This is a genomic window from uncultured Nostoc sp. (assembly GCF_964247315.1).
Taxonomy (GTDB): domain Bacteria; phylum Cyanobacteriota; class Cyanobacteriia; order Cyanobacteriales; family Nostocaceae; genus Nostoc.
Window position 1 is genome coordinate 1 of the sequence record NZ_CAXTTT010000082.1, and the last position, 16,311, is coordinate 16,311.

Below are 16,311 nucleotides of genomic sequence, written 5' to 3' on the forward strand. Positions count from 1 at the left end.
TAACTGGTTTACCCATTCTTGTTACTGTACTTCACCAGACTAAGAAACGCTATAGTAGTAGCTGGCCGATTCCGCTAGCGATCGCAGTTACAATGTTTGCCGCTTACTTTGCCCAAGCTGGTTGCGGTGCAACCTACAGCATCGTACCTCTAATTAAAAAGGAAGCCACTGGACAAATTGCTGGTAATGTGGGAGCTTACGGTAATTTTGGCGGCGTAGTTTACCTGACAATTTTCAGTTTAACCGACGCTCCAACACTATTTTCCACAATGGGTTTAGCTGCACTAGTCTGCGCTTTTATGTGCGCCTTCTTCCTCAAAGAACCAAAAGGTTCCTTTGCTGCTGTATCTGAAGGTGAATTACCAGAAACAGCAACTCAAAACTCTATCTTCTTAACTGAAGAATAGGCCTGTATTGAAAATAGGGCATGGGGCATGGGGCATGGGCATTGCAAGATAGATTTTCATCTTTCCTTGTGAGTGCAACTTATGGATTCTCTTGCATAAATCAAAAATAAGAAGCCTACCCCATCTTTTACTTACATCAAAGTCTCCTCTCCCCGCTTGCCTACACTCTTGACCTGCAATCTTAATGCATCGACCTGCAACGTTAGTGCATCGACCTGCAATCTTAATGCATCGACCTGCAACGTTAATGCATCGACCTGCAACGTTAGTGCATCGACCTTATCCTTGTCAAATTGCTACATCTGAGGTTGCACAATTCAAATAACAAAATGGTACAACCGCCATGAGTGAATTTACCAAAACTCTCTGTCCTTACTGTGGTGTTGGTTGTGGGCTAGAAGTTTCACCCCCAGCTCAACTTGGCAAAGCAACTAATCGAGATAGCCAAGGAAATCCAACTTGGCGGGTGCGTGGTGATAAAGCCCATCCATCTAGTCAAGGAATGGTTTGCGTCAAAGGCGCAACGATCGCAGAATCTTTAGATAAAAATAGATTACATTACCCAATGGTGCGAGACTCCTTAGATCAAGAGTTTCGCCGGGTTAGTTGGGATGAAGCTTTTAATATCATCACGCAGCGCATTCAAACCGTGCGCTTCAACCAAGGGCCAGAAGCCTTATGTATGTACGGTTCCGGTCAGTTTCAAACTGAGGATTATTACATAGCCCAGAAATTAATGAAAGGCTGTCTGGGTACTAATAATTTTGATGCCAACTCTCGCTTATGTATGTCTAGTGCTGTGGCTGGTTACATTCAAAGCTTTGGCTCAGATGGGCCTCCATGCTGTTACGATGACTTGGAGTTAACCGACTGTGCATTTTTAATTGGTACTAATACAGCCGAATGTCACCCCATCGTTTTCAATCGGCTAGAAAAATATCATAAAAAGAATCGCAAAGTCAAAATGATTGTGGTCGATCCCCGTCGCACACCAACCGCAGAAGCAGCTGACTTGCATTTAGCAATTAGTCCCGGTACAGATATCGACTTGTTAAACGGCATCGCTCACTTGTTGATGCGCTGGAATTACATTGATACCATGTTCATGGACGACTGCACCAGCAACTTTCCCGCTTATGCTGAGGTGATTCGCCACTATCCCCCAGAAATAGTAGCTCGTCAATGCGGAATCAGTATTGAAGATTTAGAAACAGCAGCACATTACTGGGGTCAATCTGAGCGGGTATTGTCTTTGTGGTCAATGGGTGTGAATCAATCCTCAGAAGGGACGGCTAAGGTAAGAACTATTATTAACCTGCACCTGATGACTGGACAGATTGGCAAACCTGGGGCTGGCCCTTTTTCCCTGACTGGTCAGCCGAACGCGATGGGAGGACGGGAAGCCGGAGGTTTGGCGCATTTATTACCCGGTTATCGGACGGTGAAAGATCCCCAGCATCGTGCAGAAGTTGAAGAGTTTTGGGGACTCAAGCCAGGACAAATTTCGCCCAATCCCGGTTTGACTACTTGGGATATGATTACTGGGTTGGAAAATGGCGCTGTAGAGTTACTGTGGATTGCAGCGACTAATCCAGCGGTGAGTATGCCAGATTTAGAGCGAACTAAAAAGGCATTGTTGCGATCGCCTTTCACTATTTACCAAGAAGCATATTATCCTACAGAAACCTCTGCTTACGCTCATGTTTTGCTACCAGCAGCCCAGTGGGGTGAAAAAACTGGCGTGATGACAAATTCTGAACGAGTGGTAACTCTGTGTTCAGCATTCCGCCAACCGCCAAAAGAAGCTAAAGCCGATTGGGAAATTTTTGCTGAAGTTGGACGTAGATTAGGTTTTGAGAAAGAGTTTGCCTTTGCTAACTCTGCTGAAGTTTACGCTGAGTTTGTCAAACTAACTAAAACTCGCCCTTGCGATATGACAGGTATCAGTCACGCGCAATTACAGACAGAAGGCCCGACTCAATGGCCTCATCCTGAAGAGAGCAGGAGGAACAGAGAAGCAGGGGAAGTAGGGGGAGAAGCATCTGCTAATCCCTCTGGCAAAAGACTATACACTAACTTGCGCTTCCACACCCCTGATGGACGCGCTCGATTTGGGGCATATTACTCCAAGGGATTGGCAGAACCACCAGACCCAGATTATCCGTTTGTCCTAACTAATGGACGACTTTACGGACACTGGCATACGCAGACACGCACCGGTCGAATTGAAAAAATTTGCAAAATGCATCCCGAACCGTTTATCGAAATTCATCCCCGTGATGCTGCTCGGTTAGGTATTGTCGATAGTATGGATGTGGAAGTGCGATCGCGTCGGGGTAAAGCGAAGTTTCCTGCTAAAGTCACAAAAGCGATCGCGCCTGGTACAGTTTTTGTCCCCATGCACTGGGGTTCACTGTGGGCAGATAATGCCGAAGCCAACGCCCTCACCCATCCAGAATCTTGCCCCGATTCGCTGCAACCAGAATTAAAAGCTTGTGCAGTGCAGTTAATCCCAATTTCTGTGGAAGTTACAACCAAAAATCATCAACTCCAGTCCTTACAATCGTAAGCTGCAAAGTAGTAATTTATAACCAGCAATATGTAATTTCGTCAATAATCAATAGTCAATAGTTATTATCATTTTTTCTAACTCTCTAATTTTGACTGTTACCAATTACCATATCTAAAGAGGCTAAATCTCTAGTTACTAGAGGTTTTACTAACGTCTATTTTAGCGATGGATAAAGAATAAAAAATAGACAGAAAACTTACCAAATATTGGCAAGTCATCTTTTTTTAATCCTCTAGATTTATCTATAGGATTTTGTTTTATTTTAGAATTGGGTGCAGCAGATGAAAAAGTTAATGAGGCGAATTTTAACAGCGACCAAAGATGAGAACTTCATGCACATCATTGAAAACATAGAAGTGCTAGTTTCTAAAGCTCTATCTATTTTTATGGTGATTGTAATTTTGGTAGCGATTGGAGATTTAGGAATCTTTATTTTTAAAGAGTTATTTACAGTCCCTTATGGAAAATTTAACTTAATATTGTATAAAATTTTTGGTTTATTTTTAAATATTTTAATTGCTTTAGAAATCTTAGAAAATATTACCGCCTATCTCCGACGACACGTTTTTCAGGTTGAATTAGTTATTGTCACTTCTTTAATAGCTGTTGCTAGAAAAATTATTATTCTTGACTTAGAAAAAGTTCCAGGTATTGATATAATTGGGCTAGGTATAGCTATTCTTGCTTTATCAATTAGTTATTTAATAATTCGTCTCAGTAATTCCAAAGATGCAAGTTAAATAAAATAGCGAACAAACTATAGCGGCTCTCAATTGCATGGAATACAGACCACTCTTAGGGGCATAGCAATTTTGGGTTTGTCAAGCAACAGTATAAATTATTAATTTTGAATTTTGAATACTTCGACTTGACAAGCTCAATACAAGTTTTAAATTTTGAATTCGGAGCGAAGCGACGTGACAGATTTCTTTCAATTTGAAGCAGACTTTGTTGATTCTCTGCGTTGCATCCCCATGCAGGTGCGTTGTAAATTAGATACCTGTGGCATCAAGCTAAAATTGTCTGATTGGAATCAAATGACGACAGATGAGCGTCAAGCCTTAGTCGAATTACCTTGCACTACAGAAACGGAAATTCAGTCTTACCGCGAATATATCGAGCAATTAATCATACAACGCACAGGTATCCCAACTAAAAAATTGCCCATCGAGCCTCATCCGGCATGGTTAGACTCTGCCACTGTACCAGTTAACCTTCAGGAAAAAGCTCAAGAAATAGGTGTAACCCTAACACCGCAAAATTGGGCAGCTTTAACGCCCTTACAGCGTTTTGCTTTGATTAAACTCAGTCAGCCAGGACATGAAAGCAAAAACTTTAACAGAGCGATCGCAGAATTTCATCTGCTTTAATTAGTCAATAGTCATTAAAAGAAAAAATCTACAGAGCGATGGCTACGCCCGCCGCAGCCATCGCAAAGCTTTTTGATCTACTGTATCTATTAACTCCCTTAGTACACGTCACCATTAATAGGGATTGAAAATCCTAACTCTTTGTTGGGTTTTGCTCTGCTTAACCCAACAAACGCAGGGATGTTGGGTTTCGTTCCTTAAACGCCACTTGCTTTAAGCCGGGAAACCCGTCCAACGCAGTGGCTCCCCAACCTACAGAAAATCGAATTCCAAACCTTTTTTATGGTGGGCTGTACTTAGGGAAAAATTTGAGAATTATTTGCAATTGCTGAGTCATTTCCTGTAATGTTTATTCTCAAGTAGCTGACTGCCAATCTCAGTAACTAACAGCTATTTGCTGCTTTGTTGAGAGTAGTGGTAAGTAGAGAGTAGGTGTAGGGGTATTACATAGTGTTAAAACAGATATTGAAGATTGTTTTGGTGACAAGCTCTATTTGGTTCTGCGTTGCAAGAAGTACAACTGCTGCTGAAATGAACAAACAAGCACAGGATAAATCTGTTGCATCGGTATTACGCAATTCTAGAACGATTAGAGAGATTCCAAGACTCAATGAAATAGAACTGACTAACACTAGCGCTCATGAGCTAGTACAGTCGCCAGCACCACAAATAATACCTACCTCAGAAATTGTGCCAGTGACGGCAGTTAAGGCTAATCCCACTAAGCAGGGTTTAGAAGTGATTTTACAGACCTCCCTTGGTGAAAAATTGCAAGTGGTGAATCGCAGTTCCGGCAATAACTTTATTGCTGATATTCCCAACGCCCAACTGCGCTTACCTTCAGGTGAAGCATTTACATTTCGTTCAGAGCAGCCAGTTGCAGGTATTACCGAGATAACGGTAGCAAACTTGGATATTAATACTATTCGAGTGACAGTGATTGGTGAGGCGAATGTACCGACTGTAGAGTTGTTTGACAATCCTGACGAGGGTTTGATTCTTAGTTTTGCTAGCGCAGCACCTTCCACACAAGCACAACAGCCTGCAACTCCCACTAAGCCAAGTCAACCTGACTCTGAGGGTGATGAACCGATTGAACTTGTAGTGACAGGTGAGCAAGATGGTTATACTGTGCCAGATGCATCAACTGCAACTAGGACTGATACACCTTTACGTGATATTCCTCAGTCGATTCAGGTGATTCCTCAGCAAATAATCAAGGATCAGGGAATCACACGTATAAGCGATGCTGTTCGTAATGTGTCCGGTACTACAGGCGTATCGGGCTATGGCAATAGTTTAGGTGATGTCAATATTCGCGGTTTTTTCGCCGGTACTTTGGTAGATGGGTTTACTGGTTTACTTCCTGCTAATGGTGCCAACATTGAACAAGTGGAAGTACTCAAAGGCCCCGCTTCAGTGCTGTATGGTCAGTTAGAGCCAGGTGGAGTGGTGAATTATGTGACAAAAAAACCAGGACAATAGCACAACTGATACCAAAGGAATTTACCTACAAGACCAAGTGACATTGCTGCCCAATCTGAAGTTGCTTGTAGGTGGTAGATATGATTTTATTGACTCAGACAGTGAAAATATACCTGACATCAGTATCAGTAGCGAACCAGACGAGTCTAGATATTACTTTGATGCCTTTTCACCGCGTGTAGGCATTGTTTATCAACCAATTGAACCCATTTCGCTATACGCTAGCTACAGTCGCTCCTTTTCAGTAGACCCAGATAGCAGAACAGTAAACAATGAGTTACTAGAGCCTTCTCGCGGGACTCAGTACGAAATTGGCATCAAAGCGGAACTGTTTGATAAACGACTTTCAGCAACCCTCGCAGCCTATGACATTGCTAAAACAAATATTGCCACTATAGACGTTGACAATCCTCAATACGTAATCGCGCTAGGAGAAGTGAAAAGTCGAGGGATTGAATTGGATGTAGCAGGGGAGATTTTACCAGATTGGAAGGTTATTACTTCTGGTTTTCTCAATGATGCTTACGTTAGCAAAGATAACGACCCAACAGTCCAAGGTAAGCATTTAGAAAATGCACCTTATCATGGTGCGAGTTTATGGACAACTTATGAATTTCAAAAGGGTAACTTGCAAGGATTACAGTTTGGTGCAGGGTTCTTTTTTGTAGGCGATCGCGTTGCTAACCAAAGCGAGCAATTTATCCTTCCTTCCTATGTTAGAACCGATGCTTCTATCTCCTACAAACGAAGTAACTGGCAAGTTGGACTCAACTTTAAGAACATTTTTGATGTCAAATATTACGAATCAAACGGCTACCTCACCTTCCCCCAAGCACCATTTACTGTACAGGGAACAATTTCAGTGACCTTTTGACCCCCATGCTAACCCTCCCCGATGTATTGGAGCTACCGCGTACACACAAGTCGAGTTTGAAATCAAATGGACGAAAAAGGAGCGTCTATCTTGAGTTATAAAAAACTACGTAACATTGTATTTACTCTGCATCGCATCCTGGGTTTTGCGATCGCATTGATTGCCATCTTGGTTAGCATAACTGGAAGCCTGATCGTCTTCCAGCGCGAAATCAATGACTTTCAACGACATCAACAGTTTGGCGCTATCTTACCCCACGGCAATCGTTTATCGTTGGAAGTTATCTTGGATCTTGTCAAAGCTGCCTATGGCAACCAGCCTCAAATGGCATTGCAAAGGGTTTATTTCCCAACTAAACCGGACGATTTTTTTAATGTCATCATCTCAGTTCCGGGCAATGATTGGGTAGAAGTCTACGTCAACCCCTACACAGGGGCAATTCTGGGCAACAGTCTGCATCCCAGTGCCGTACAGCGCTTTCTCCAGGTTGTTTATGAACTCCACACCTCGTTGAAATTGGGCGATCTGGGTTTACAGATTACTGGCTTCGTGGGCTTGGTGATGTGCATTGTTGCGATCGCGGGAATTATCTTGTGGCCCGGTTGGCGCAAGCTGATGGCAGGCTTCAAAATTAAGTGGGATGCCCACCCCAAGCGCTTTAACTTCGATCTGCATAAGGTGTTTGGTATTACTACCGCTATATTTTTACTGTTCACATTTTTCACTGGATTTGCCTGGAATTTGGGCTATGTTGACCCACTGATTCGTGCCATTACCTTTAGTCCATTGCTGCCTGAACTCGTTTCCCAGCCGATCGCAAATCAATCTCCTTTACCACTGAGCCAGCAGATGGTAACAGCTCAACTTGCCCTACCCAATGGAGCATTGCGGAGCATTGACTTAACGACAGACCCGAAAGCTCCTTTACGATTGCGGATGAAGCTCCCCCAAGAGCGAGAGGAATACGGCATGAGCAATGTCTATCTGAATCGATACAGCAGTCAGGTTTTACGAGTTGAGAATTCGTTAAAGGCATCGTTAGGCGACAAGATTCTCAATTCCTTTGAGCCACTGCACTACGGTACTTTCGGCGGCTTACCTACCCGTATTCTCTACATCTTCGTTGGTCTGGCTCCATTAATTTTATCTATCACTGGCTTTGTGATGTGGTGGTATCGCAAACACAAGCAGAAAGATGATTATTCTCCTAAACAGAGTTATATAAACTAATTCTCAAGCAATCGGCTTTGTTTTGAAAAATACGATTAGGTGTGTGGAGTTATGACAGTTTTGCGTAGACGCTCTTAGCGGTGAGGGAGTCGCAGTCTTCTCCCAAGGGGAGACGCTAAGAGCGATGGCGGTTCCCGTCGTTAGCGCAGCGTTAGCGACGCAGGAGCGTCACTCCCGAACCCGTTGGCGCAGCCTCTCGTAGAGAAGGGCTTGTCGTAGACATCGCTCTATTCGTCCACCCACAACAAAAGTTTTTGAAAGGCAGATTTAAAGCTAATTTTGGCTCTTTGTACTTTTAAGTGCAAATAATGGACTGATAAGGCTTCTGGAAAACTTTTCGGTCTAATAACATTACAAAGCTAAATGTGTTGTAATGTATCAAAAATTCATGGGGATGCTAACGCCTAAAATAGCTGACTCTAAACTAATATTTACTTTATATAGCGTTTTCCAATAAAAGTGGGGTTAAGCTGTACCTCACCTGCATAAAGCACAGCTTTATCTCTCCTCTCCATGAATTGCCAGAGTGATTTCAATATTTACTTCACGTCACGCACCTGGCAACCACTATAAACAACTATTGACAAAAGATGAGGGTAACAAAATATGGCTGCAAAGAAACTTTTGATGCTTGTTGGCGATTATGTAGAAGACTATGAAGTGATGGTTCCTTTTCAGGCGTTGCAAATGGTAGGACACACTGTCCATGCAGTTTGCCCTGACAAAAAAGCTGGCGATTGGGTGCGGACAGCAGTTCACGACTTTGAAGGAGATCAGACTTACAGCGAAAAACCCGGACACAATTTCACTTTAAATACTACGTTTGCAGAAATAGAAACTGCAACCTACGATGCCTTAGTCATTCCCGGAGGACGGGCACCAGAATATATCCGCTTGAATCAGCAGGTGCTAGAAATCACCCGTCACTTTGCCCAAACGAATAAACCGATTGCTGCCATCTGCCACGGCTTGCAGATATTGGCAGCTGCTGATGTACTGCAAGGTAAAAGATGTACTGGCTACCCTGCTTGTAGCCCAGATATCAAGAATGTTGGAGGGATCTATGTTGATATCTCTGTCGATCGAGCAATAGTTGATGGTAACTTGGTGACAGCACCAGCTTGGCCTGCTCACCCGCATTGGCTAGCAGAATTCCTCACAGTACTTGGAACTAAGATTGAACACCCAGAACTGGCTACAGTTGTTTGAGGCAAAATACTGGATATCTTTTGATTCAAGACTTCAGAATAGTTTCTTTACCTACTCTCCACTCTAAAAGAGCTTAGTCAATTATCAGTGGCAAAAACAAGTGACCTTTCAGGTGACGCTCTTACGTCGCTACCGCTTTTCTATGAGACGGGATGCGTTCGCGTAGCATCTCGTACAGAAGGAAAGGCGATAGCCTCTCCCTTTAGGAGAAAACCGTACTGGCTCACAATATACGACTGAAAATTATATATTTTTGAAATAGAACTAAATGCAGTAAAAAATACTATTTTTTAATAATTTGCAGTGGGTTTAATTTGCCGCTACGATGTCAAAAGTAGAGCATTGAGACAATCTGATTTATCCGCTTAACAAGCCAGTTTTAGGACAAACTCTCAGCAGATGGAATACTTCTTTACATGAGGTGAAACAATTTGAAATTTTGCATCGAGAATTTTAAATTTCTTAGCAGGAAGTGAAGCTATAGTGGATTTAGCAATGCTGCTGTTAATGTGGCTAAGGTTAGTCCTGCCGCCAAATTATGTGAAGAATTAGTTTAGAAACGCACTTCTTATCGATGACAGGCAAAAACGCAAGACATAATGCATTTCTGCGGCTAGTGTCTGGTAATGGGGCAGCTTTTGGAGCAGAATCTCGCTACTCGCTGCCCCCCAGTAAAGAGATGGTAATTGGACGCGACCCCAGCTGCCAAGTTGTCTTGGATGCCATGATGTACCGAATGGTATCTCGTCGTCATGCAGTGGTTCGTCCCCTCTCTCTATCCCCAGAGAGCAAATTTAGCTGGGTGCTTTGTGACTTGAATAGTGCTAATGGCACTTATTTGAATGGACAACGCTTATATGAATGTCAGGAATTGCACCCAGGCGATCGCATTTCTCTAGGTGCTGATGGGCCGCAATACATTTTTGAGTATGAGTATACCTCACTGACTCCGGCGACGACAGTCAACCAAGTTACACCACTGCCTTCGGCGACGAACTACCACAACCACACGCAATTAAAGCAGCCAGATTCTGTTAGCTTCACTCAGCTTTTTCCGATTATTTCCACTGGTAAAGATTTAACTAGTAAAGCTTACCTTGTACCGGGAATACTGACCGTAATTTTTGTGGTGCTGATGTTTGCTACAGTCGGTCGGCCCCAGGCTAATCAAGTGATTGTAGCAAGTTACATCGCCTTCGCTGCCTACTATTTTGTTTACCAACTTTGCGGCAAACAGAAGCCTTGGTGGGTGCTAATGGCTACGTCATTGGGTACAATCCTGATTTTGCTCAGTCCGCTGTTGGATCTATTTATTTTCGTATTTCGCGGCATCCTGCCTGGAAGCTTGCCCACACCCCAAGAATCTATCACCTTCACAGAGTTACTGGTGCGGATGTTTTTTGGCGCTGGGTTGATGGAGGAATTACTCAAGGCATTACCTGTACTAGGGGCTTTTGCCATCGGTAGAATATTATCTTCACCTTGGCGAGAACGCATCGGTATTTGGGAACCTCTAGATGGTATTCTCCTAGGTACAGCTTCTGCTGTGGGCTTCACTCTCTTGGAAACCCTCGGTCAGTATGTGCCGGATATTACTCAAAATGTCACGCAACAGGTGGGTATAGGGGCTGCTGGTCAACTGGCAGGTTTACAACTGCTAATTCCGCGAATTTTAGGCTCTGTAGCCGGACACATGGCTTATAGTGGCTACCTGGGTTATTTTATCGGGTTGGCTGTCCTCAAACCCAGTAGAAGTTGGCAAATTCTGTCTATTGGTTATCTGAGTGCCTCTGCGCTCCACGCTCTTTGGAATGCTACAGGGTCAATCAATGCCTTACTGTTGGTAGTTGTTGGAGTGTTATCTTACGCCTTTTTGATGGCGGCAATTCTCAAGGCACGGGCACTGTCACCGACGCGATCGCAAAATTTTGCTACCCGATTTCTTGGCCCAAAATAGAGGAAGCAGGGGAGCAGGGGAGCAGGGGGAGAACAAGCAATGCTTGAGTATTTACCTCTTGGGATAGATGGCCTAATTTGAAAATCAGCGTACTCTTAACTTATTATGGGGTAAATATAGTTACAAAAATAAAAAACACTAAACTTCTTCTTGCAAAAGTCTTGATTTTCGACTCTATATCTTTGCGTAAGGGAAACCAACATCTTTGCAATAGACACCTCTGAAAAAAGTGAAGGCAAAGCGCGGATTACACGAACACAACATGTAATGAAAATTTTTTTTATTCCCTACTCCCTAGTCCCCATTCACCATTCATAGTTCAGGTTGAGACTTGTTAAGTTCAGTAAAAGCATAAGAAGCGATCGCTAAACTAACCTTTGCTTTCTCTACTTCTGATAAAGCTGTCCACTCGCTGTTTTGAAGATTACTGAGTGCAGATACCGCGTTTTGCGATTCGCTACTGCGCATAGCGTAAGCAAAAGGACGAGCCAAAACGATCAGATCCTCTGTTCCCCAAGTTGGTAGTACTGTCTGAACGCACTCAACGAGTTGCTCGCTGATTAATTGGCGAACCGCAAATATCTCAGCAGCTTTGGTGGCGATGGTGTTGAGCAATATTTGGGGGACACAGGCGGAAAAATTAGTACGTAATGTTTCTTGAAGGTTAAGTACTACTGACTGTTGTAGGCTATCATTATGGTCAAATGTAGAAGTAATACTAGACCAAAGTGTATCTAGATGTCCGTAAAAATCTTGCGATCGCCTCATTAGTTCAACGCCTTGCAAATCTTCTATTCCGAACTGTTGTTCTAGTTCCTGAAAATAAGCTTCTGATTCCTCATCACCTGGATTCCAGGGATAGTTAGCATCCTCTGGTTCTAGTAAAGCTTCTAATAACTCTAAATCTACTTGAGATGGCAAAGAAGAGAAAGTATCTGAGCCGTTAATTTTGTGAGCCATATTTTCTTACCTGATGATTATTTGGTGGTATTGACAGCTACAAGTTCTAAGAGGAGATTTCCGCAAAAAAAGTTGATTTTTTCTCCAAAAAAAACAGATTTTGAAAGCTGATGCTAAAGACTCAAATTCATTTACGCAATAGCTCTGCTATGAGTCTTCAATCACAAACTCCCAGGTTTCACCTCTAGCACTTCCAAACTTTAACTGCATTCCCGATTTCAAAGGGACTTCCTCTCGGAGGATTTGTTGCCAGCCATTAGGGCCTAAAAACCAGGTTGTCCCGTAGGTGGAAAAATCTTGCAAGTAATAAGTTCGCATCAGTGTAGCATCAGTAAGAGTGTTGCGGCAGAAGATTTCGGCGTGGCGTTTGGACACAGATGGTTCGGGGATGACGATATCATTGTCTCTCGTCGTGCGGCCGATCCGGGTAACTCCATAACGCAGTGGCCAGCTTTTACCTTTGGGAGTGAGTGATCGCAAAGAAGCAATCGGAAGCGAGGAACCTACATCAGGAATGGCTGTATCTGGTAGTTCCGTAATACCTTCATCCAGATTCTTAATGAGTTCGCCATTAAAATCTGGATGCAGGTAAAGAACAGGCAAAGTCCAAGCAGGTTGATTAAATTTATACAGCGTTAACAACTCTTGCCTAGCCAGTGCTACGGCTTCATCAATTGGCTTGTGCAATCGCAAAGCTTCGGTAAAAGCTTGAATAAAACTGTGGCTTTCGTGGTCAGCGATTTCATCGCGCATCCCCAAAACTGCCGGTACACCTTGACGAATCAGTACTTCTGCTAAACTGCTGGCAGGGATAGCTTGATGATTGATCGCGGCTGGTTGTGCGCCCCAACAGGCGTTAAAAACCGCTAGTTTCACACCCGTACGGGTCAATACTTGCGCCAATTCTATGCCATTGAGGGGCATATCTGGTCGCAAAAACAGTAACCCTCCATCTGGGTCTGGCAAACCATGTCCAGCGTAAAAGAAAATATTATATTCTTTAGTTTCTAATTCATCAATCAACTGTTGTGGAGTTGGTTGAATGAGTTGATTCACGATACAAGGTGCATATCTTTGGGCATTATCAGGCGTATCTGCAAGAGCTTGCTGTAATATAGCAGCTTCTTGTTCTAGTTGCAGCTTGTGATCATGACCTAAAACCAGCAGGATACTTAAAGCTTGGTCAGTTCGCAAATACGGTAACGCGTCAACTTCAGTGGTGGTGCGACTAAATAGCAAATCTTGCGACAGAGACATCGCCGATTGACCAGGCTGGCGCTGCATAATTTCCCAAGGGAAAGCGATCAGATCCGGGTCGCGAATTTCTAGTTGAAAGCGCAAACGTGTATGCTCACCCATAGCCATACCGTGACTGCGTTCTAGACTACCAAGAATTTGCCCGTCGAATACCCAGCGCCATAAATTCATTCCTAAATATTGCATCAGACGACTGCTGTAGGGGCTAGTAGTTTGACCTGAAGGGGATGAAATCCAATCTATAGGCAATGGGTTGGCGTTTTGAGATGTTGAGTTTGGGGAAATATCTAGGCGACCATGACCAGCAAACATCTGCTGCCATTCTTGCCAGACTTGGGTCAGTTCAACAGGCCATACACAGTCACGTAAAACGTAGCCACTGGGATACGGAGCCTTGACCACCCAAATTGCGAAGTTGTCTGTGCCAGTATTTACGAGACGGGCGATCGCCAAATTCAGGGATTGCATGGATTCATTAAACTAAAAGCTAAAAAAATAATTTCAAATAACAATTTTCCAAGGTGAAAATTTTCTACTTTTTTGACCTTGTAAGTTTTTTACTCTGATTGTTACCTGTTATTATTCCAGGTTTTTACCAGTTTATCGAGTATTTGATTAAGTTGGACTGGTGTTAGATGGTTCGGTAATTCGCGGTTGGGTGACATTTCTACATGGATTTGCTGCGTCTGATTGTAAAACAACGCCAAAACGGTTGAGTTGGGAGGAGTTTAGCAATGCTGTTGCTGGCAAAGGTTTTGAATTTGGTGGAACTGAGGTAGTTACAGCTGGGTTATTCGGATTAACTGGAGTTTGTGTACTTTTATTATTGGCACAGACTCGCATAGACACCAAAAAACTGCCAGAAGCAGGATTTGGATTTGATTTTTTCTGAATAACTTCTAAAAACGTCCCACGGGGGAGTGATTGGTTGTTTCCCAAGGATATGTCATTATTGGTTTTAATTACCCAGCCAGGAGAAAGATTAGCTAGCGATCGCAGTGTAGGTGTTGTTTCGATGGCAGGATTTTGAGTTTGTAACGGATTGGAAAAAATTGGAGAAGCCCCTGATGGCGATCGCAGTTGCTTGACGAACAATCCTAAAAAACCTGCTGCGACCACAAATATTAATGGAACTATCCACTGTAGGGGGAATTGGCGAGATTTAGCAGGCTCAGTGTCTGGAATCACCTGAGTTTTATGGTTTGGGCTGCCTAAAACTGTCGCATCTGTCGCTTTAGATGCTAAATCAACAGTTTTGGCAGAATAACTCTCTGGAATCACTGCTTTGATGGTGATTTCTGGTTCCCAATATTGGACTTGATAGTGAACTAAAGCGACGGTGACATTATCATGTCCATTTTTAGTATTAGCAATTTCGACTAATCGATTGGCAACAGTTGCTATATTTGCTTCCCCAACTAAAATCGGCAAGATTTCTGTTTCCCAGTACTCCTCCACCCGATCAAAGTCACTCAAACCATCCGATGTGAGTAGAAAAACAGCATCTTCATCGAGCATAAACCGTGCCGATGTAGGATGCAATGAAGTGCTAGAACCCATCCCCAAAGCTTGGACGAGAGAGCCAGCCGCACTCTGTTGCACTGCCTCGCGGTAAATGGCATAACCTAGTCGCACTTCGCGGGAGGCGACATCATCATCGAGGGTAACTTGATAACAGCCGTGACGTGTAATCCAGTAGGCACGACTATCGCCAACGTGAGTAATATACATTTCATGAGCAACAGGCAATGCCATGACTAAAGTCGTGCCCATGCGTTGACGCCCTTGGCGATTTTCACCGTCGTTGCGCTGACTGATTTTGTCATTGGCCATTGCCACTGCCTTATCTAGGTCATTCAGCAGCAGTGAAGGGTCTATGTGGTCGTAAGGAACCTTTGTTAGTTGCTGTACCTGCTGCTGGATTGTTTCAATGGCTAAATTTGAGGCCACATTGCCGCCCTCGTGTCCACCGATGCCATCACAGACAATTGCTAAGGCTGTTGGCTGGGGTGGTTTGCTCACCAAAGTTCCACTGGGGGGGCTACAGGCATCTTCATTACGTTGGCGACTTGGCCCAGTGTCGGTTTTGGTGATAATTTGGATGGTGGGTGTTTGCGATCGCCCTAACCCAGCCAGTCCCCGATCTAAAACTCCGATTAATTGATCGGTTGAATTAATCTCTCCCTGAATTAAAGCAAGGCTAACGCGATCGACAAATTCCACGATCGCTGGTTTGGCAGTGCTGACCAACTGTTGCCAAAATTCACCTAATTGCGGCAATTCTGGTGATGTAGCGCTGTCAAAACGCAATTCCAACAAACGTACTAACGACCCTTCTACCCGCAATACATAAGAGTCAAGTAAGCTAGAAGCGACACCTTCACTTACCAGAGGTTGCCACAGATGAGCTATTTGCCATAACCAATTTAGTTGGCGCATTGATGTTGCATCACGCCAAGCGGTGGTTAACTCGCTGCCTAAATGTACTTGTTGGATAGTGTCATCTACTAATAGTGGCGGTTTTTCTAAGAGTAATATTTCTCGGTGGGAAGACTCGTCAGCAACAAAAAGCACTCCATATACCTGCGGTACGTGTAAACGGTAGGGAATCAATCTCAGGTAGGCTTTTAGAGGCTGCAAATTATCTAATTCAGGCGTTAGCGCTAATAAACCAGGCTTCGTATCTAAAAGAACAAATTTATCAAGGATTAAATAGCGATCGGCTAATATTTCTCCAGGGCTACCCACACTTGGGCTATCTACCACAGCCCAGAGATAATTTTTGGGTAGGGGCGTGGAACATCGCTGGCAAAACTTGTGAGTCAGGGGGTTGGCAGCCTGACAATTTTCGTTTGGACAGTAGAGCGTTGCCGCGTCATTTTCCATAGTTTTCGCACCGATCAGCGATTGGCAATTTCTTTAATAGCATTAGTAGGGACAATCTAGACCGCTCATCTTTCTTAAACTTGACATACCCAGACTTTAGATGA

At 43.6% G+C, this 16,311-nt stretch carries 11 protein-coding genes and 1 pseudogene; 9 read left to right on the plus strand and 3 right to left on the minus strand.

What is annotated here, in order from left to right:
* The 9 genes and pseudogenes from ACFE93_RS22580 to ACFE93_RS22620 form a co-directional block, all read left to right on the plus strand.
* A pseudogene (locus ACFE93_RS22580) lies at positions 1 to 407 on the plus strand (MFS transporter); the annotation flags it as partial.
* A 343-nt stretch (positions 408 to 750) separates the two neighbouring features.
* On the plus strand, positions 751 to 2,976 hold the full coding sequence (locus ACFE93_RS22585) for a molybdopterin oxidoreductase family protein (protein WP_375476427.1): 2,226 nt from the start codon (positions 751 to 753) through the stop codon (positions 2,974 to 2,976).
* A 284-nt stretch (positions 2,977 to 3,260) separates the two neighbouring features.
* On the plus strand, positions 3,261 to 3,719 hold the full coding sequence (locus tag ACFE93_RS22590; RefSeq protein ID WP_375476429.1) for a phosphate-starvation-inducible PsiE family protein: 459 nt from the start codon (positions 3,261 to 3,263) through the stop codon (positions 3,717 to 3,719).
* Between the two features lie 177 nt (positions 3,720 to 3,896).
* Positions 3,897 to 4,349, plus strand: coding sequence for a nitrate reductase associated protein (locus tag ACFE93_RS22595; RefSeq protein WP_375476431.1), 453 nt, complete (start codon positions 3,897 to 3,899; stop codon positions 4,347 to 4,349).
* A 480-nt stretch (positions 4,350 to 4,829) separates the two neighbouring features.
* Positions 4,830 to 5,834 (plus strand): TonB-dependent receptor plug domain-containing protein, encoded by a 1,005-nt coding sequence (locus ACFE93_RS22600; protein WP_375476433.1) that lies wholly within the window; start codon positions 4,830 to 4,832, stop codon positions 5,832 to 5,834.
* Positions 5,835 to 5,871: 37 nt separating this feature from the next.
* Positions 5,872 to 6,708 (plus strand): TonB-dependent siderophore receptor, encoded by an 837-nt coding sequence (locus ACFE93_RS22605; protein WP_375476435.1) that lies wholly within the window; start codon positions 5,872 to 5,874, stop codon positions 6,706 to 6,708.
* A 90-nt stretch (positions 6,709 to 6,798) separates the two neighbouring features.
* Positions 6,799 to 7,938 (plus strand): PepSY-associated TM helix domain-containing protein, encoded by a 1,140-nt coding sequence (locus ACFE93_RS22610; protein ID WP_375476437.1) that lies wholly within the window; start codon positions 6,799 to 6,801, stop codon positions 7,936 to 7,938.
* Between the two features lie 606 nt (positions 7,939 to 8,544).
* The gene (locus ACFE93_RS22615) at positions 8,545 to 9,147 is read left to right on the plus strand and encodes a DJ-1/PfpI family protein (protein WP_375476439.1); all 603 of its coding nucleotides are present in this window, start codon (positions 8,545 to 8,547) and stop codon (positions 9,145 to 9,147) included.
* 574 nt (positions 9,148 to 9,721) lie between these two features.
* Entirely contained in the window at positions 9,722 to 11,104 is a 1,383-nt protein-coding gene (locus tag ACFE93_RS22620; protein WP_375476441.1) for a PrsW family glutamic-type intramembrane protease, read from the plus strand.
* Between the two features lie 312 nt (positions 11,105 to 11,416).
* Here ACFE93_RS22620 and ACFE93_RS22625 read toward each other — a convergent pair whose 3' ends face one another.
* The 3 genes from ACFE93_RS22625 to ACFE93_RS22635 all read right to left on the minus strand — a co-directional run bounded on the left by ACFE93_RS22625 (position 11,417) and on the right by ACFE93_RS22635 (position 16,207).
* Positions 11,417 to 12,064 (minus strand): hypothetical protein, encoded by a 648-nt coding sequence (locus ACFE93_RS22625; protein WP_375476443.1) that lies wholly within the window; start codon positions 12,062 to 12,064, stop codon positions 11,417 to 11,419.
* Positions 12,065 to 12,211: 147 nt separating this feature from the next.
* Complete coding sequence (locus ACFE93_RS22630) at positions 12,212 to 13,789, minus strand: CHAT domain-containing protein (protein WP_375476445.1); 1,578 nt, start codon at positions 13,787 to 13,789, stop codon at positions 12,212 to 12,214.
* Positions 13,790 to 13,936: 147 nt separating this feature from the next.
* Positions 13,937 to 16,207 (minus strand): protein phosphatase 2C domain-containing protein, encoded by a 2,271-nt coding sequence (locus tag ACFE93_RS22635; protein WP_375476447.1) that lies wholly within the window; start codon positions 16,205 to 16,207, stop codon positions 13,937 to 13,939.
* Positions 16,208 to 16,311 lie beyond the last annotated feature (104 nt).

Excerpts from the sequence above, each read along its gene's own strand:
- ACFE93_RS22585 (WP_375476427.1), top strand. The coding sequence starts at position 751 with ATGAGTGAATTTACCAAAACTCTCTGTCCTTACTGTGGTGTTGGTTGT.
- ACFE93_RS22590 (WP_375476429.1), top strand. The coding sequence starts at position 3,261 with ATGAAAAAGTTAATGAGGCGAATTTTAACAGCGACCAAAGATGAGAAC.
- ACFE93_RS22615 (WP_375476439.1), top strand. The coding sequence starts at position 8,545 with ATGGCTGCAAAGAAACTTTTGATGCTTGTTGGCGATTATGTAGAAGAC.
- ACFE93_RS22620 (WP_375476441.1), top strand. The coding sequence starts at position 9,722 with ATGACAGGCAAAAACGCAAGACATAATGCATTTCTGCGGCTAGTGTCT.
- ACFE93_RS22625 (WP_375476443.1), bottom strand. The coding sequence starts at position 12,064 with ATGGCTCACAAAATTAACGGCTCAGATACTTTCTCTTCTTTGCCATCT.
- ACFE93_RS22630 (WP_375476445.1), bottom strand. The coding sequence starts at position 13,789 with ATGCAATCCCTGAATTTGGCGATCGCCCGTCTCGTAAATACTGGCACA.
- ACFE93_RS22635 (WP_375476447.1), bottom strand. The coding sequence starts at position 16,207 with ATGGAAAATGACGCGGCAACGCTCTACTGTCCAAACGAAAATTGTCAG.